18 protein-coding genes and 1 tRNA gene are annotated in these 16,801 nt (G+C 72.3%); 7 read left to right on the forward strand and 12 right to left on the reverse strand.

Features of this window, described 5'->3' with window-relative positions; genetic code table 11:
• Nucleotides 1-69: 69 nt before the first annotated feature.
• Nucleotides 70-1,074: a Gfo/Idh/MocA family protein gene (locus tag KMS84_RS07560; RefSeq protein ID WP_256915300.1), complete on the forward strand. Its 1,005-nt coding sequence runs from the start codon at nucleotides 70-72 to the stop codon at nucleotides 1,072-1,074.
• Between the two features lie 20 nt (nucleotides 1,075-1,094).
• Here KMS84_RS07560 and KMS84_RS07565 read toward each other — a convergent pair whose 3' ends face one another.
• From KMS84_RS07565 to KMS84_RS07585, 5 genes are all read right to left on the reverse strand, one after another.
• A complete protein-coding gene (locus tag KMS84_RS07565) occupies nucleotides 1,095-1,313 on the reverse strand; it encodes a hypothetical protein (protein WP_438818910.1) in 219 nt (72 codons plus the stop codon).
• A gap of 22 nt (nucleotides 1,314-1,335) precedes the next feature.
• Nucleotides 1,336-2,583 carry a serine hydrolase domain-containing protein gene (locus KMS84_RS07570; RefSeq protein ID WP_256915301.1) on the reverse strand — a complete coding sequence of 416 codons (1,248 nt, stop codon included), beginning with the start codon at nucleotides 2,581-2,583 and terminating at the stop codon, nucleotides 1,336-1,338.
• A gap of 313 nt (nucleotides 2,584-2,896) precedes the next feature.
• Nucleotides 2,897-3,814 (reverse strand): ATP-binding cassette domain-containing protein, encoded by a 918-nt coding sequence (locus KMS84_RS07575; protein WP_256915302.1) that lies wholly within the window; start codon nucleotides 3,812-3,814, stop codon nucleotides 2,897-2,899.
• 5 nt (nucleotides 3,815-3,819) lie between these two features.
• Nucleotides 3,820-4,896, reverse strand: coding sequence for an ABC transporter permease (locus KMS84_RS07580; RefSeq protein WP_256915303.1), 1,077 nt, complete (start codon nucleotides 4,894-4,896; stop codon nucleotides 3,820-3,822).
• Nucleotides 4,896-5,915 carry a substrate-binding domain-containing protein gene (locus KMS84_RS07585; RefSeq protein ID WP_256915304.1) on the reverse strand — a complete coding sequence of 340 codons (1,020 nt, stop codon included), beginning with the start codon at nucleotides 5,913-5,915 and terminating at the stop codon, nucleotides 4,896-4,898. The genes KMS84_RS07580 and KMS84_RS07585 overlap by 1 nt, the downstream gene beginning before the upstream one ends.
• Before the next feature lie 437 nt (nucleotides 5,916-6,352).
• Here KMS84_RS07585 and KMS84_RS07590 point away from each other — a divergent pair, with 437 nt between their 5' ends.
• Nucleotides 6,353-7,138: a GntR family transcriptional regulator gene (locus tag KMS84_RS07590; protein WP_256915305.1), complete on the forward strand. Its 786-nt coding sequence runs from the start codon at nucleotides 6,353-6,355 to the stop codon at nucleotides 7,136-7,138.
• Between the two features lie 51 nt (nucleotides 7,139-7,189).
• Here KMS84_RS07590 and KMS84_RS07595 read toward each other — a convergent pair whose 3' ends face one another.
• The 5 genes from KMS84_RS07595 to KMS84_RS07615 form a co-directional block, all read right to left on the reverse strand.
• Nucleotides 7,190-7,948 (reverse strand): SDR family NAD(P)-dependent oxidoreductase, encoded by a 759-nt coding sequence (locus KMS84_RS07595; RefSeq protein ID WP_256915417.1) that lies wholly within the window; start codon nucleotides 7,946-7,948, stop codon nucleotides 7,190-7,192.
• 2 nt (nucleotides 7,949-7,950) lie between these two features.
• Complete coding sequence (locus KMS84_RS07600) at nucleotides 7,951-9,129, reverse strand: acyl-CoA dehydrogenase family protein (RefSeq protein WP_256915306.1); 1,179 nt, start codon at nucleotides 9,127-9,129, stop codon at nucleotides 7,951-7,953.
• A gap of 149 nt (nucleotides 9,130-9,278) precedes the next feature.
• Nucleotides 9,279-9,851 carry a TetR/AcrR family transcriptional regulator gene (locus KMS84_RS07605; protein ID WP_256915307.1) on the reverse strand — a complete coding sequence of 191 codons (573 nt, stop codon included), beginning with the start codon at nucleotides 9,849-9,851 and terminating at the stop codon, nucleotides 9,279-9,281.
• Between the two features lie 46 nt (nucleotides 9,852-9,897).
• On the reverse strand, nucleotides 9,898-10,884 hold the full coding sequence (locus KMS84_RS07610; protein ID WP_256915308.1) for an aldo/keto reductase: 987 nt from the start codon (nucleotides 10,882-10,884) through the stop codon (nucleotides 9,898-9,900).
• Between the two features lie 183 nt (nucleotides 10,885-11,067).
• Nucleotides 11,068-11,144: transfer RNA gene (locus KMS84_RS07615), tRNA-Pro, on the reverse strand.
• Between the two features lie 101 nt (nucleotides 11,145-11,245).
• Here KMS84_RS07615 and KMS84_RS07620 point away from each other — a divergent pair.
• Together KMS84_RS07620 and cobF are read left to right on the forward strand one after the other, a co-directional pair.
• Nucleotides 11,246-11,776, forward strand: a complete 531-nt coding sequence (locus tag KMS84_RS07620) for a DUF309 domain-containing protein (RefSeq protein WP_256915309.1) — start codon at nucleotides 11,246-11,248, stop codon at nucleotides 11,774-11,776.
• Between the two features lie 42 nt (nucleotides 11,777-11,818).
• Entirely contained in the window at nucleotides 11,819-12,592 is a 774-nt protein-coding gene (cobF, locus tag KMS84_RS07625) for a precorrin-6A synthase (deacetylating) (protein WP_256915310.1), read from the forward strand.
• A gap of 83 nt (nucleotides 12,593-12,675) precedes the next feature.
• On the opposite strand, the gene KMS84_RS07630 is transcribed toward cobF, so the two are convergent.
• Both KMS84_RS07630 and KMS84_RS07635 read right to left on the reverse strand, forming a co-directional pair.
• Entirely contained in the window at nucleotides 12,676-13,449 is a 774-nt protein-coding gene (locus KMS84_RS07630; RefSeq protein WP_256915311.1) for a sulfite exporter TauE/SafE family protein, read from the reverse strand.
• 76 nt (nucleotides 13,450-13,525) lie between these two features.
• The gene (locus KMS84_RS07635) at nucleotides 13,526-14,713 is read right to left on the reverse strand and encodes a thiolase family protein (RefSeq protein WP_256915312.1); all 1,188 of its coding nucleotides are present in this window, start codon (nucleotides 14,711-14,713) and stop codon (nucleotides 13,526-13,528) included.
• A 144-nt stretch (nucleotides 14,714-14,857) separates the two neighbouring features.
• Here KMS84_RS07635 and KMS84_RS07640 point away from each other — a divergent pair, with 144 nt between their 5' ends.
• The 3 genes from KMS84_RS07640 (at nucleotide 14,858) to KMS84_RS07650 (ending at nucleotide 16,709) form a co-directional block, all read left to right on the forward strand.
• Complete coding sequence (locus tag KMS84_RS07640; RefSeq protein WP_256915313.1) at nucleotides 14,858-15,679, forward strand: alpha/beta hydrolase; 822 nt, start codon at nucleotides 14,858-14,860, stop codon at nucleotides 15,677-15,679.
• A gap of 183 nt (nucleotides 15,680-15,862) precedes the next feature.
• Entirely contained in the window at nucleotides 15,863-16,345 is a 483-nt protein-coding gene (locus KMS84_RS07645; protein WP_256915314.1) for a Dps family protein, read from the forward strand.
• Between the two features lie 31 nt (nucleotides 16,346-16,376).
• Nucleotides 16,377-16,709: a DUF3140 domain-containing protein gene (locus KMS84_RS07650; RefSeq protein WP_256915315.1), complete on the forward strand. Its 333-nt coding sequence runs from the start codon at nucleotides 16,377-16,379 to the stop codon at nucleotides 16,707-16,709.
• The last annotated feature ends 92 nt before the right edge of the window (nucleotides 16,710-16,801 follow it).

The following is a 16,801-nucleotide window of genomic DNA, read 5'->3' on the forward strand; positions in this document are numbered from 1 at the left end:
CCTCCCGCCCCTGCCTCCCGTGAGACCCCTTCCGCAAGTCCGCAAGACCCTCAAGGAGCTGCACGTCCCATGCGCATCGGAATCCTCGGCCTCGGCCGCATCGGCGCCTTCCACGCCGAGACCCTCTTCGGACTCGACGCCGTCGAGTCGCTCGTCGTGGCCGACCCCTTCGCGGAGGCCGCCAAGACCGCCGCGGAGCGGTTCGGCGCCGACGTCGCGGACTCCCCCGAGGCCGTGCTGGCGGCCGGGGTGGACGGCGTCGTGATCGCGGCGGCGACCGACGCCCACCCGGGGCTGATCCTCGCCGCCGTCGAGGCGGGCGTCCCCGTCTTCTGCGAGAAGCCCGTCGCCCGGACGACGACCGAGGGCGTGGCGGTGCTCCGGGCCGTCCAGGGCAGCGCCGTGCCCATCCAGATCGGCTACAACCGCCGTTTCGACGCGGGCTTCGTCGCCGCGCGCGCCGCCGTGGCCACGGGGGAGCTGGGCAGGCTGCACACCGTGCGCTCCACCACCTTGGACCCGGCGCCGCCGCCGGCCGCGTACGTCGCCGGGTCCGGCGGCATCTTCCGGGACTGCTCCGTGCACGACTTCGACATCATCCGCTGGGTGACGGGCCGTGAGGTGAGCGAGGTGTACGCGGTCGGCGGCAACCGGGGCGCCGACTACATCAGGGAGGCGGGCGACGCCGACACCACCGGCGCGATCCTCACCCTCGACGACGGCACGATCGCGGTGGTGTCCAACTCCCGTCACAACGCGCGCGGTTACGACGTCCGCATGGAGCTCCACGGCTTCACGGACTCGATCGCCGTGGGTCTGGAGGACAAGCTGCCGCTGCGCTCGGTGGAGCCCGGCGTCACCTTCCCGGCCGGTGTCCCGCACGACTTCTTCATGGACCGCTTCACCGCCGCCTACCGCGCCGAACTGACCGCGTTCACCGAGGTCGTGGCGGGTGCGCGCCCCTCGCCCTGCACGATCGAGGACGCTCTGGAGGCGGGCTGGATCGCCGAGGCGTGCACGCTGTCCCTGCACGAGCACCGGCCGGTGACGATCGCCGAGGTGAGGGCCTTCTGAGCCGGCGGGCCCGCGCCGGCTCACAGGCCGTAGCGGACCGCGAACTCGTCCGGGTCGTAGGCGTCCCGGGCGGGATCTCTCGGTATGGCCGGCCGCTCCTCCACCATGTCCCGCGGCAGCACCCGCTCGGGCAGGGCGCCGAACCGGACCCGACGCCGCTCCCGCTCGGCGCCGTCCTCCGCGGCGCGGTCCTGCTTCCTCTCCCGCATCTCGCCCTCCCCGTGCACGAATCGGCTCACCCCTGCACCTGGTCGAACGTCCTCACCTCGCCGTGGGTTCCGCCGGCAGGTCGAAGACGTGGTCCGGGGAGACGATGGACGTGATCGCGTCGCCGAACAGGGTGCTGGGCTCCTGGTTCTTGTAGTTGATGTCGGTGTTCAGCACGACGACGAGCGTGGCCTGTGCGGAGGGCAGGTAGATGGTCAGCGACTCGTAGCCGGGCAGTGAGCCGTTGTGGCCGATCCAGCCCTGCACGTTGAAGATGCCCAGGCCGTACCCGGCTCCGGGGATGGAGGTCGCCGGTGTGATCAGGCGCTGCTTCTGGGTGGCGGGGCTGATCATGCGGTTGCCGTCGGGCAGCACGCCCGTGGCGACGGTGCGCGCCCAGATCCGCAGGTCGTCCAGGGTGGAGATCATCGCGCCGGCGGCCCAGCCCCAGGAGGGGTTCCAGTCGGCCGAGTCCTCGACCTGCCCGGTGGCGGTCTGGTTGGTGTAGCCCTGGGAGTGCGGCGTGGGGAACTCGTTGCCGACCGGGAAGAGGGTGTCGTCGAGTCCGGCCGGGTCCAGGATGTGCTGGTGGACGTATTCGTTGAGGTGCTGACCGCTCATCTTCTCGACGACCAGGCCGAGCAGGATCAGGTTGGTGTTGCAGTAGTAGAACTCCTGGCCCGGCGCGAAGAGCACGGGGTGCTTGAAGGAGTAGCCGAGCAGTTCCTGCGGGGTGAAGGGCCGCTTCGGGTCGGAGGTCAGCGCCTTGAAGAAGTCCTCGTCGGCGGAGTAGTTGAACAGTCCGCTGCGCATGTCGGCCAGCTGACGCAGGGTGATCCGGTCGCCGTTCGGCACGCCGTCGATGTACTTGTCGATGGTGTCGTCCAGGCCCACCTTGCCCTCGTCGACCAGTTGCAGGACCGCGGTGACGGTGAACGTCTTGGTCTCGCTGCCGATCCGCATGAACAGGTCGGGGGCCATGGCCTGGCCGGTGCTCTTGTCGCGGACGCCGAAGGACTTCACGTACTGCCCCTTGTCGGGCGTCCAGATGCCGACGCTGACCCCGGGCACGTTCGCCTGCTTCATGACCCGCTGGACGGCGTCGTCCACCTGCTGCCGCACGGCGGGGGTGAGGGCGACGACACCGTCGTCGGACGGGCTCGGAGAGGGTTGCCGGGCGGCGGTCGCGGCGGCGGCCGAGGAGGGCGACGGCGTGGCGCCGGCCGCGGCGGGCGCCACCAGCGCCCCCACCGCGGCGGCGACGAGGACGCCGCTGCGCAGTCGCGTGTACGGGTGTGTCATGGGCTTGCTCCCGCGTGAGGAGGTTCTCGCGCCGCAGGCCACAGCCGCACCGGAGGGGCACGGGCCGCATGCGGCCCATCACCCCCACCATACGAGCGGGGGCGCGCCGCCGCCTGTCGGCGACGGCGCCACGCGCCCTCCCTCGGCGTCTCCGCGGCGCCCGCTCATGCCCCGCAAGGGCGCGGGGACTTGCGGGTGCGCACGGCGCCGCCCCGGCCTCCGCGCGGCGGCGCGTCCGGCACGCCGGCACGCGGGCGCACACGGGGGCGTCCGGCCCGCCGGGCGGGCGACCGGTCGCGGCGCGCCCACCGTCTCAGGTCTTCGCCTCGCCGGGGGCGGCCACCGGTGCGGTGAGGTCCTTCTCCTCCGGGAGCCGGTCGACGTCGACCCCGCGCACCTGGGACAACTCGTGCTTGAGGGCCGCGAGTTCGGCGCCGCCCGCCATGTGGTTGGTGAGTTCCTCGAGGCTGACCTGGTCGCGGGAGGCGGTGAGCTCCATGGTGCCCAGGCGCAGGACGCTGAAGTGGTCGCCGACCATGTAGGCGTGGTGGGGGTTGTGGGTGATGAAGATGACGCCGAGGCCGCGGTCCCGGGCGGCGGCGATGTACTTCAGCACGACGCCCGACTGCTTGACGCCGAGGGCGGCGGTGGGCTCGTCGAGGATGAGGACGCGGGCGCCGAAGTAGACGGCGCGGGCGATCGCGACGCACTGGCGCTGGCCGCCGGAGAGGGTGCCGATGGGCTGCTCCAGGTCGTCCAGGACGATGCCCATGTTGCGCAGTTCCTCGTCGGCGGTCTTCTTCATCCGCTCGATGTCGAGCCGGCGCAGCAGCCAGGAGCCCTTGGTCATCTCCGAGCCGAGGAAGAAGTTCCTCCACACCGGCATCAGCGGGACGGTGGCCAGGTCCTGGTAGACGGTGGCGATGCCGCGGTCGAGGGCCTCGCGCGGGGTGCTGAAGCGCACGGGGGCGCCGTCGACGAGGAACTCCCCCTCGGTGTGCTGGTGCAGCCCGGAGACGATCTTGATGAGGGTGGACTTGCCGGCACCGTTGTCGCCGAGGACGCAGGTCACCTGGCCCGGGTGCACGGTCAGGCTGACGCCGTGCAGGGCGCGGATGTTGCCGTAGGACTTGCCCGCGCCCCGCAGTTCGACGATCGCCCCGTCCGTGCCCTCGGCGACGGCGTCCGCGATGACGGCCCCGTGGGCGCCGTGGTGGTTGCTGGATGTCATGGGGGTCACCTCCGGGTCGCCGTGCGGCTGACCCACAGATTGATCAGGACGGCGCCGAGGAGCATCACGCCGAGGAAGGCCTTGAACCAGTCGGGGTTCCAGCCCGCGTAGACGATGCCCTGCTGCACCATGCCGAACATGAACGCGCCGAAGACCGGGCCGATCGCCGAGCCGGCGCCGCCGGTCAGCAGACAGCCGCCGATGACGGCCGCGGAGATGTAGATCAGCTCCTGGCCGACGCCCTCGCCGGACTGCACGGTGTTGAAGGTGAACAGCTGGTGCATGCCGACGAACCAGGCGCCGAGGCCGACCAGCATGAACAGCGAGATCTTCGTGAACGTCACCGGCACGCCGACCGCCCGGGCGGACTCCTTGTTGCCGCCGACCGCGAAGATCCAGTTGCCGTACCTGGTGCGCAGCAGCACCCAGGTGGCCAGGGCCGCGAACACCAGCCAGTAGACGATCGTGATCTTGACCTGGACGCCGCCGACCTCGAAGGACGAGGCGAAGATCTTCTTCGCCTGGTCGAAGCCGTCCATGTTGCTGATGTCGTCGGTGGCCACGTTGCCGGTGACCAGCTTGGTGACGGCCAGGTTCACGCCCTGGAGGATCAGGAAGGTCCCCAGCGTGATCAGGAAGCTGGGCAGTCCGGTCCTGACGACCATCCACCCGTTGAAGAACCCGATGCCCAGGGAGACCAGGAGCGCCACGACGACGCCCACCCAGGCGTTCATGGTGAGCTGGTAGCTGAGCATGCTCGCGGTGAGCGCCGAGGTGATCACCGCGACGCCGGCCGACAGGTCGAACTCGCCGCCGATCATCAGCAGCGCGACCGGGAGCGCCATGATCCCGATGGTCGACGACTGGTAGAGGATGTTCGCCATCGCGCTGCCCTCGCGCACGGGCGGCGCGGAGATCAGGAAGAAGACGTACACCGCGACCGCGCCGAGGAAGACCCCGACCTCGGGGCGGGCCAACAGGCGCAGTACCAGGGAGCGTTGCGCGGTCCGGCCGTCACTCTCCTTCGGGCCGGGGGCCGGCGGTGTCCCCACCGCCGGCTCGGCGTGCCGAGTCATGCTCATCACCGGGTGCCCTTCGCGGCGTACGCGGCCACCGCGTCGACGTTGGACTTGTCCACGAAGGCGGGCCCGGTCAGGACCGGCTGCTCCCCGCCGCCCATGTAGTTGCCGTTGTTCTTGTAGAGCCACAGCGAGTCGATCGCCAAGTAGCCCTGAAGGTAGGGCTGCTGGTCGACCGCCAGCTCGACGCTGCCCTTGCTGATGGCGCCCGTCAGGTCCTTGTTGAGGTCGAAGGTGGCGATCTTGGCCTTGCTGCCGGCGTCGGAGACCGACTGCGCGGCGGTCAGCGCGATGGGGGCGCCGAGCGTGACGACGTGGTCGATCGCCTTGTCCTGGCTGAGCTTGGCGGTGATGGTCGACTTCACGGACGGCATGTCGGTGCCGTTGACGTAGAGGTTCTCGACGGAGCCGGAGAACGTCTTCTTCACGCCGTCACAGCGCTGGGTCAGACCGATGTTGCCCTGCTCCTGGATGACGCAGACGACCTTCTTGGAGCCCAGGGTGTTCAGCTTGTTGCCGAGGGCCTCGCCCGCGACCGTCTCGTCCTGGCCGAAGAACTCCAGCAGGCCGAGCTTCTTCCACTCGCTCACACCGGAGTTGAGGCCCACCACGGGTATCTTCGCGGCCGTCGCCTTGGCGATGACGGCCTTGAGGGCGTCGGGCTTGGCGAGGGTGACCGCGATGCCGTCGACCTTCTGGTCGATGGCGTTCTGGATCAGGTTGGCCTGCCCGCCCGCGCTCGGGTCGGCGGAGTACACCAGCTTGACGTTGTCCTTGGCCGCGGCGGCCTGGGCCCCCTTGCGGACGATGTCCCAGAAGGTGTCGCCGGGCGACTGGTGGGTCACCAGGGCGACCGTCATCTGCGGGGTGCTCGCCTTGCCCGCGGAAGCGCCGTCCGCGCTCTCCTCGGACTTCTTTCCGCCGGAGCTGCTGGAGCAGCCCGCAAGGGTCAGGGCCACCGCCGCGGCCATGGCCACGACCGGGGCGATTCTGCGCGAGCGGGAGGGAGAAGAGCTGTCCATCTTTCCTTGCACCTCACTGTGCGACGGGGAAAACGACGGGGAAGGGGGGGGAGGACGATCGCGAGGATCCGGGGGCCCGTTTCTCCTCAGATTGGGGCCATGGGGCCGGGTCCGCGACTGTTCAGGTGTCCCGGACTCGGCCCGTGCGCTGCTGGGACGGGATCCAATCCCGTGCCGGGCCCCCTGTCAATACTTTGTTAAGACATCATTTCACGATCAGGTCCGAATGTTAGAACAAAGTATTGACACCGGAGCTCCCGCGGATCTACACCTGGGAGACGCCAGACCCCGCGACCACCGTGCGGAGCACGGCGCGGGGCCCGGCCGGGCCGGCCACGGCGTTCGATCACGAGGGGGCGCATCAAGATCGATCCCTACCCCCTGCGCCGGGGCGTACCCCTCGCTCCCCACCCCACCGAACCGAGGAGGCGCCCCCGATGGCGAAGACCGGCGAGCGCGCCCGTGCGGTGTCCGGCTCCGCGCTCGACGCGCTGCACTTCGCGCTGGACCGCACCAGCCCGGTCCCGCTCTACTACCAGCTGGCCCAGCAGCTGGAGGCCGCGATCGAGCACGGGGCCCTCGCCCCCGGCAACCTCCTGGGCAACGAGATCGACCTCTCCACGCGCCTCGGCCTGTCCCGGCCGACCGTCCGCCAGGCGATCCAGTCGCTCGTCGACAAGGGCCTGCTGGTGCGCCGTCGCGGAGTCGGCACGCAGGTGGTGCACAGCCAGGTGAAGCGGCCGCTGGAGCTGAGCAGCCTCTACGACGACCTGGAGGCGGCCGGTCAGGGACCCACGACCGCCGTGCTCCGCAACGAACGGGTGCCGGCGACCGCGGACGTCGCGGCCGCGCTGGGTCTCGCGCAGGGCAGCGAGGTCACCCTGCTGGAACGGCTGCGCGCCACGCACGGACAGCCGGTGGCGTTCCTGTGCAACTACCTGCCGCCGGCCCTGCTGGACCTCGACACCGAACGCCTGGAGACGACCGGCCTGTACCGGCTGCTGCGCTCGGCGGGCGTCACGCTGCACAGCGCCCGCCAGACCGTGGGGGCCCGCTCGGCCACGGCCGAGGAGGCCGCCCTGCTCGCGGAGAAGGAGGGGGCGGCACTGCTGACGATGCAGCGCACGGCGTACGACGACACCGGCCGGCCGGTGGAGTACGGGACGCACGTCTACCGCGCGTCCCGGTACGCCTTCGACTTCCAGCTGCTGGTCCGGCCCTAGGGCGCCCCCTCCCCCTGCGCCCGAGGGGGGGGAGGGGGACCGACCGGGGGACTACCTGGGGGCCATCCGCAGGGCGCCGTCCATCCTGATGGTCTCGCCGTTGAGGTAGTCGTGGTCGACGATCGACAGCGCGAGCTGCGCGTACTCCTCGGGGCGGGCGAGGCGGCGCGGGAAGGGCACGCCGGCCGCGAGTCCGGCCCGGAACTCCTCCGACACGGTGGCCAGCATCGGCGTCTCCACGATGCCCGGGGCGATGGTGCACACCCGGATGCCGTACTGGGAGAGGTCGCGCGCGGCGGGCAGGGTCAGCCCGACCACCCCGCCCTTGGAGGACGCGTAGGCCGCCTGGCCGATCTGGCCGTCGTACGCGGCGATGGAGGCGGTGTTGACGATGACGCCCCGCTGGCCGTCCGCGTCGGCCTCGGTCCCGGCGATGGCCTCGGAGGCGAGGGCGAGCACGTTGAAGGTGCCGATCAGGTTGATCTGGATCACCTTGGCGTACAGGCCCAGGTCGTGCACGCCCTTCTTGCCGAGGATCCGCGCCGACGGGCCGATGCCGGCGCAGTTGACCACCGTCCGCAGCGGGACGCCGGACCCGGCCGCCGTCTCGACGGCGGCACGCACCTGCTCGGGGTCGGTGACGTCGGCGGGGACGTAGGTGACGCCGTCGACCTCGGGCGCCTTGTCGACGCCGTCCTTGAGGTCGAGGGCGAAGACCCGGGCGCCGCGCCCGGCGAGAGCCTTGGCGGTGGCCGCGCCGAGGCCGGACGCACCGCCGGTGACGAGGGCGGCGGTGTTCTCGAGCTGCATCATCACTCCTTGCCGAGGACGGTGAGCACACCGCCCTCGTCGCGGTCCAGCGCACGGGAGATGATCATGCGCTGGATCTGGTTGGTTCCTTCGAAGATCTGCATGACCTTGGCCTCGCGCATGAAGCGTTCCACCGGGAAGTCACGGGTGTACCCGTACCCCCCGAGGACCTGCACGGCGTCCGTGGTCACCTTCATGGCATTGTCCGTGGCCACGAGTTTGGCGATGGACGCCTCCCGTGTGAAGGGCACGCCGATGTCCTTCAGGCGGGCGGCGGACAGCGCGGCTGCCCGCGCCGACTCGATCGCGGCGCTCATGTCGGCGAGCACGAACGCCAGGCCCTGGTGCTCGATGATCGGCTTGCCGAAGGTCTCCCGCTCGCGGGCGTAGCGCACCGCGTGGTCCAGGGCGCCCTGGGCGAGCCCGGTGGCGACGGCCGAGATGCCGAGCCGTCCGCAGTCGAGGGAGGCGAGGGCGATCTTCAGCCCCTGGCCCTCCTCCCCGATCCGGCGTTCCACGGGCACCCGGACGTCGTCGAGCCGCATGGTCGCGGTCGCCGAGCCCGTCAGGCCCATCTTGCGCTCCGGCGGGTCGGCGCTGAGGCCGGGGGCGTCCGCGGGGACGAGGAAGCAGGAGATGCCGTGGGTGCGGTCCTCGGACGTGCGGGCCATCACGGTGTAGAAGTCGGCGTAACCGCCGTGGGTCGTCCAGGCCTTGGAGCCGTTCAGGACGTAGGAGTCGCCGTCGCGGACCGCGCGGGTGCGCATGGCGGCCGGGTCGGAGCCGGCGTGCGGCTCGGACAGGCAGTACGCGCCGAGGAGTTCACCGCCGAGCATGTCCGGCAGCCACCTGCGCCGCTGCTCGTCGGTGCCGAAGCGGGCCAGCGGGAAGCAGGACAGGGCGTGCACGGAGATGCCCACGGCGACGCTCGACCAGACGGCGGCCACCTCCTCCAGCACCTGGAGGTAGACCTCGTAGGGCTGGTCCGCCCCGCCGAACTCCTCGGCGAAGGGCAGCCCGAGCAGGCCGCTGCGCCCGAGGGTGCGGAACACGTCCCGCGGGAACGACCCGTCCGCCTCCGCGTCGGCGACCCGGGGTGCGAGTTCCTTTGCGGCGAGGGTGCGCGTGAGCTGGATGAGCTCGACGGCCTCCTCGGTCGGCAGGGCGCGAGTGGCAGGCATGGTGACCTCCACGTAGAAGTGCCGACAGTACCGAGAATGATACTGGCGTGTGTACGAAAGTATCATCCACGGTACTCCACGACGGCGCTCGGCGGCACCCCGCACCGCAGGTGAGCCGGGAGACAAGGAGGCGGACGGGCCGCCGGGCCTCAGGACGAGACGGCGTGCACGATCAGCGAGGCGAGCTGCTCGTACGCCTCCGCGTCGGTGAGCCCGGTGCGCGCGGTCAGCTCGCCCTGCTGGATCTGGCGCATGGTCGCGGCGGCGACCTCGCCGACGAACGCCGCGTGCACCTCGCGGAAGGCGCCGTCCGAGACGCCCTCGGCGATCAGCCGGCGCACCCGCTCCGCGGCCATCCGGGTGTTGGCCTCGTACACCTCGCGGGCGGGCGGGAAGTCGGCCACGTCCTGAAGGAACCGGCGCGAGAGCGGGCGCAGCTGTTCCGCGACGGCGCTCAGGTAGAGCCGGACCCGGTCCGAGGGGTCCACGGTCTGCCCCACCCGCTTCTCGACGGCCTCGGTCGCCCCGCGGAAGTAGTGCTTGACGGCCTCCACCACCAGCCCCTGCTTGCTGCGGGCCAACTGGTAGAGGGTCGTCTTCGAGCAGCGCAGGCGCTCGGCGAGGTCGTCCAGGGTGAACTCGGAGAACCCCTCCGCCGTGAGCAGCGCGACAAGTCGTTCCAGCAGCTCGGACTGTCGGGCGGTACGACGGGGGGACGGCATGATCCCAGCGTAGCCTCCCCGGTTACCGCCCGGTCACCCAGCGGACTCAGTGCGCGGCGTCCAGCCGGGAGCGCTGCTCGCCGGTCAGCTCCAGGCCGACGGCGGCCAGGTTCTCCTCCAGCTGCGCGGGCGACGACGCCCCGGCCAGCGGCACGATCGGCAGCTCCCCGCCCAACTGCCAGGCCAGCACGACCTGGTTGACGCTCGCGCCGGTCTCCCTGGCGACCTCGCGCAGCACGGCGAGCCGGGGCGGGGTGCCCGGGTGGTCGTAGTCCTGCGGCAGCGGCCGGTCGGGACGGGTGTACGCGCCCTTGAGCAGCGGCGAGTAGGCGACCAGGGTCAGGCCGGGCTCGGCCCGCAGATAGCCGCGCAGCTCGGGGCCGGCGTGGCCGAGGCTCCCGTCCGGGAAGAGGCCGCCGGGGATGTCGGTGCGCGGGCGCAGCAGGCTGTGCTGGTACTGGAGCACCTCGTAGCCGGGCAGGCCGGCCGCGGCGGCCAGGGCGCGGGCCCGTTCGACGCGCCAGACGGCCTGGTTGCTCGCCCCGAGGAGTGCGACCGTGCCCTCGGCGACGAGCTCGGCGAAGGCCTCGACGGTCTCCCGCTGGGGAACGGTGTGGTCGTCGATGTGCGCGTAGAGCAGGTCGAGGCGCTCGACGCCGAGCCGGTCGCGGCTGCGTTCGGCGGCTTCGCGGATCGCCTTCGCGGACAGGCCCTCGGGGTTGTCGACATAACCGGTGCCGGGCGCGAGGGGCCGGGCGCCGAGCTTGGTGGCGATGACGACCTCGTCGCCGACGCCCCGGCTGCGCCGCCAGCGGCCGAGCAGTTCCTCGCTCTGGCCGCCCTGACCGCCGTCGGCCCAGAAGGCGTAGTTGTCGGACGTGTCGAGGAAGTTCCCTCCGGCCTCCACGTACCGGTCGAGCAGGGCGAAGGACGTCTTCTCGTCGGTCGCCGACCCGAACAGCATCGTCCCGAGCGCCAGGACGCTGACCTCGCGGCGGGTGCCCGGGTCGGTCCCCAGGGTGCGGTACTTCATGACGGCTCCTCCCGTTCGGCCGGGTGTCCACCGGCTCGGACGGGAGTCTCGCGCTTGAAGTGCGCTTCAGGGCAAGGGCCCTGGCGCGGGCGGCGGGAGCACGGGCGGGGCCGCGGGCCGGCCCCGGACGCACCGAAGCCGCCTTCCCGATGTGAGAAAGCGGCTTCCGACCTGCTGTGAAGCTGGTCGGGACGACAGGATTTGAACCTGCGACCCCTTGACCCCCAGTCAAGTGCGCTACCAAGCTGCGCCACGTCCCGATGCGCTCTCCACGGTGTTCGCCGTGTTGATCGCGCGAACAGCACTTTACCCCACGCCGGGCGCTGCGCCGAAAGCGGCCCGGGCGCGGGACAATCGTCCTATGGACCCCAGGGACGGCACAGGAGGCATGGGCGGCGGCCGGAGCGCCGACGGACGCGACCGGGACGGCGAGGGACGGGCGCGCAACGCGCGGCCGCGCGACGGGCTCGGGCGGCCCCTGCCGTACGGCGCGGACGGGGTGGAGCGCCAGCCCGAGGGCGTCGTGCGCACCCCGGGGGACACGGTCGTCGAGGCACAGGCCCTGCTGGACGCCGGGAAGCCGTTCCACGCGCACGAGGTCTTCGAGGACGCCTGGAAGTCGGGGCCCGAGGGCGAGCGCGCCCTGTGGCGCGGCCTCGCCCAGCTCGCGGTGGGTCTCACGCACGCGGCCCGGGGCAACCCGGCGGGCGGGGCGCGGCTGCTGCGGCGCGGCGCGGCGGCGGTGGCGGAGTGGGCCGAGGGCAGCGGCGAGGACCGGCCCCACGGAGTGGATCTCGCCGGGCTGGCGCGCTGGGCGCGGGAGCTGGCGGAGACGGTGGAGCGCACCGGCGCGGCCGTGGACGCGGAAGCCGTGGCGCCGCGGCTTCGCTGACCCGGCACGTCCGTCGGGAGCGGGGTACGGCAGACTCGTCGCGTGCGAAGGATTCATGTCATCGGCATCGGCGCGGGCGACCCCGACCAGCTGACCCTCCAGGCGGTACGGGCGCTGCGCGACACGGACGTGTTCTTCGTCCTGGACAAGGGCGAGGTGAAGAGCGACCTGACGCGGCTGCGTCACGACATGCTGGACACGCATCTGCCCGAGGGCGGCTACCGGGTGGTCGAGGCGCGGGACCCGGAGCGCGACCGCCGGGCCGGGGGCGCGGCCTACTCCCCCGCCGTCGGCGACTGGCGCAGCGCCCGCGCCGACATCTACGAGCGGCTGATCGCCGACGAGCTCGGCGACGACGAGCGGGGCGCGTTCCTGGTGTGGGGCGACCCCGCGCTGTACGACAGCACGCTGGCCGTCCTCCAGGAGGTCCTGGCCAGGGGCTCGGTGGACTTCGCCTACGACGTGGTGCCCGGGATCAGCAGTGTCTCGGCGCTTCTCGCCCGGCACCGCACGGGGCTGAACCGGGTCGCACGGCCGGTGCAGATCACGACCGGCCGGCGGCTCGCCGAGGGCTTTCCCGAGGGGGTCGACGACGTCGTGGTCATGCTGGACGCCCACCAGGCCTTCCGGCAGTACGCGCAGGACGACGTCGACATCTACTGGGGCGCCTACATCGGCACCCCGGACGAGATCCTCGTCGCGGGTCCGATCGCCGAGGCCGGGCCCCGTATCGAGCGGCTGCGCGCCGAGGCCCGCGAACGCAAGGGCTGGATCATGGACACCTACCTGCTGCGCCGCCACCCGGACCGGGAGTAGCGCCCGGGCGGCCCTGTCCTGACCCACACGCCGGCGGTCGCGGCCGGTGGCGACCGCCGCCGCGGCTTCCTGAGGCCTGCTCCCTACCGCAGGACCAGCTGGAGTCCGCCCACGACCGTGGCCGCGATCACCAGCTGTTCGAACAGCCGTTGGTCGATGCGGTGCACCGCCCACTTGCCCAGCAGGGCGCCGGGGACGACGAAGGCGACGAGTGCGAGGTCCAGCAGCAGCGAGCGGCCGTCGATCAGGCCGAGACCCGCGCTGAACGGCACCTTGGCGAGGTTGACGATCAGGAAGAAGAAGGCGGAGGTGCCGAGGAAGCCGAGTTTGCGGAAGCCCGCGGACAGCAGGTACAGCGACATCACCGGACCGCCCGCGTTGGCGACCATCGTGGTGAAGCCCCCGAGGACGCCGTAGGAGCGGGCCTTGAGGCGGCCCGCACGGGTGGCCACGGCGTCGGGCTCGTCCGGCGCCGCGGCCGTGCGGCGCCGCCACACCGTGATGCCCGCCATCAGCAGCAGGATCGCTCCGATGGACGTGCGCACGACGCCGTCGTCGGCCCACACCAGGAACAGCGTGCCGAGGACCACGCCGGCCGCGACGGCCGGGAAGAGCCGCCACAGCGTGGGCCAGTGGGCGTGCCGCCGGTAGGTGAGGACGGCCAGGACGTCGCCCGCGATCAGGAGCGGCAGCAGGACGCCCGTGGAGGCCCTGGCGGGCAGGACCGCCGCGAAGACGGCGAGGCTGACCGTGTTGGCGCCGCTGACGGCCGTCTTGGAGAAGCCGACCAGCAGGGCCGCGAGGGCGAGCGCGGCGAAGCCCCAGCCGGTGATGTGCCACAACGTCATCATGTTCATGCGGAGGTAGATGCTACGCACATCCGTTCCCCGCGTTCAGGCCCGTCTCGCCTGATGGCCTCGCGGGGCCGTCCCGTCAGTGGCGTTCCACCAGGACGGCGCTGCCCTGGCCGACGCCGACGCACATCGTGGCCAGGCCGCGTTCCGCGCCGGTGCGGCGCATGCGGTGCAGCAGGGTGGTGAGGATGCGGGCGCCCGAGCAGCCGAGCGGGTGGCCCAGGGCGATCGCGCCGCCGCTGGGGTTGATCCGGTCGGGGTCGATGCCGAGCTGGTCGACGCAGGCCAGCACCTGCGCGGCGAACGCCTCGTTGAACTCGGCCTCCTGGACGTCGTCGACGCTCCACTCGGCGCGGGCCAGCGCCTTGCGGGTGGCGGGGACGGGTCCGATGCCCATCACGTCGGGGTGCACACCGGCGGAGGCGCCGGCCACGTAGCGGCCGAGGGATTCCAGCCCCAGCTCGTTGAGCGCCTCCTCGCTGACGAGGAGCAGCCCCGCGGCGCCGTCGTTCATCGGGGAGGCGTTGCCCGCGGTGACGGTGCCGCCCTCCCGGAAGACGGGCCTGAGACCCGCGAGCTTCTCGGGGGAGGTGTCCTCGCGGATGCCCTCGTCGGCGTCCACGACGACGCCGTCGGGCCTGCGCACGGGCAGCAGTTCGTCGTCGAAGTGGCCGTTCTTGCGGGCCAGCGCGGCCAGCCGGTGGCTGCGCAGCGCGAAGGCGTCCTGGCGTTCGCGCGTGATGCCGTGCCGGGCGGCGACCTCCTCGGCCGTCTCGCCCATCGCGAGCAGGCCGTGCAGGTCCTTCATCGCGGGGTTGACCAGCCGCCAGCCGAGCCGGGTGTCGACGGTCTCCACGCGGTGCGGGAGCGCCTCGTCGGGGCGGGCCAGCACGAAGGGGGCGCGGCTCATCGACTCGGAGCCGCCCGCGAGCACGATGTCGGCCTCCCCCGCGGCGATGGTGCGGGCCGCGGTCGTCACGGCCTCCAGACCGGAGGCGCACAGCCGGTTCACCGTGGCGCCGGGCACGGTCTCGGGCAGGCCGGCGAGGAGCGCGGCCATCCGGGCGACGTTGCGGTTGTCCTCCCCCGCCTGGTTGGCCGCGCCCCAGTAGACGTCGTCGATGCGGGCCGGGTCGAGCGCGGGCACGTCGGCGACCAGACCCCGGATGACGGTGGCGGCGAGGTCGTCGGGCCGGACGGAGGACAGGGCTCCGCGCAGTCTTCCGACGGGGGTGCGGCGGGCGGCCGCGAAGTGGACGGGACGCACGAGCGGACTCCTTGATTAGCACTGCTAGTTTTCGACTATAGACTGCGGCCCGACCCCCTGGGAAGATCCCCGCGGACTTCACCGCCACACCGCACACCGCCGCACCGCCACCGGCCGCGGCGGGCAGACACAGCTGGAGGCGCGATGCCCCGACACGTCCTCGCCGGGACCCGCGGCGCGATCGCCGTGCGGGAACGGTCCGGTCCGCGGCCGCGGTACACGGCGCTGCTGGTGCACGGCTACGGCGAGCACGGCGGCCGCTACGCGGAACTCGCCGACGTCCTCGCCGGGCACGGCGCCGCCGTCTTCGCGCCCGACCACACCGGGCACGGCAGATCGGCGGGCGAGCGCGTGGTGATCGAGGACTTCGAGGACGTCGTCGACGACGTCCACCGCGCGGCGGAACTGGCCCGCTCCGCACACCCCGGACTCCCGACGGTGATGATCGGGCACTCGATGGGCGGTCTGATCGCGGCCCGGTACGCCCAGCGCCACGGCGACGGGCTCACCGCCCTCGTACTGTCCGGCCCGGTGATCGGCCTCTGGGAGCTGCCCGGCCGGCTGCTCGCGCGGCGGGAGATCCCCGACGTCGCGGTCGGTCCCGCCGCCCTCTCCCGCGACCCGGCGGTCGGCGCGGCCTACGCGGCGGATCCGCTCGTCTGGCACGGGCCGATGAAACGGCCGACCCTGGAGGCCTTCGCCCGGACCCTGGAGACCGTCGCCGAGGGGGGCGACGTCCGCCCGCTGCCCGTGCTGTGGCTGCACGGCGACGACGACCGGCTGGTCCCGCCGGCCGGCAGTCGCGTCGGCGTGGAGCGGCTGACCGCGGGCACGCACACCGAGCGGATCTACCCGGGCGCCCGGCACGAGGTGTTCCAGGAGACGAACCGGGCCGAGGTGTTCGCGGACGTGACGCGGTTCCTCGACGCCGCCCTGCCGCCCCGGGACCGGCCCCGGACGTCCTGAACACGGCCCGGGGCGCCACGGGGACCGACTCGGGCACGACGGGCGAAACGCCTGTTTGCAGGGGTTCGCCCGGGGCACTCGCGGCCTCATGGAGTGGTTGCGCGCTGCCGCCTGTGTGGGCGAGGACGAACGCGCGGAACTGCTCCGAGCCGCCAGGAAAGACGCGAAGAGGAGGACTCCCGTATGACTGTCGTGAAGAGCCCGCTGCCCGAACCCGCCCGCCAGGTCACCTTCGACGCGTTGCAGACCACCCTCGTGGACCTTCTGGGCCTCTCCCTGATCGGGAAGCAGGCGCACTGGAACATCGTGGGCCCGCGCTTCCGCTCGATCCACCTCCAGCTGGACGAGGTCGTCGCCACGGCCCGCGGCTTCGCCGACACGGTCGCCGAGCGCGCCGCCGCGCTGGGCCTGCCGCCGGACGGCCGCCCGGAGACGATCGCCTCGGCCTTCAGCCTGCCCTCCCCGAAGGACGGCTGGCTGCGCGACGAGGACGTCGTCACGGTGATCGCCGAGGCCCTGGGCGCGGCCATCGCGCGGCTGCGCGAGCGCGTCACGGCGACCGACGAGGCCGACCCGGTCACGCAGGACCTGCTGATCGCCATCACCGCCGAGCTGGAGAAGCAGCGCTGGATGTTCGAGGCGGAGAACTGGCCGCAGGAGAAGTGACGCGCGGACACCGAGCGGGAGGGAGGCCTGCATGATCGACGCCCTGGAGATGGACGCGCTGTGGGAGGACTTCCACCGCGCCGTGAACATGACCTCGCAGGAGCTGGCCGCCTGGCTGCGGGTGCGCGACGCCGACGAGAGCGCGGAGCCGCTGCCCGAGCAGGCGGGCGGCCCCACCGGACAGGACGTCCTCGCGATCCTTCAGAAGCGGCGCACCGACCTGACCGAGGACGACGTGCGGTGCATGTACGGGGTCGTGGACACCGTCGCCGAGCAGGCGGACGCCGCGCGCGGACCCGAGGCGCAGGAGACGCTCCGACGTCACCGTCTGATGACCATCGGCCACGACCCGCTGAGGCCGTAGCGCCTCGGTCGCGCAGTGCCGCGGTGGCGTACTGCACCGGTGACCTGGTGCAGTGGTGACCTGGTGCCCCGGTCGCGTGGTCCCGGGGGCTC

This window comes from Streptomyces hilarionis (genome assembly GCF_024539675.1).
GTDB lineage: Bacteria > Actinomycetota > Actinomycetes > Streptomycetales > Streptomycetaceae > Streptomyces > Streptomyces hilarionis.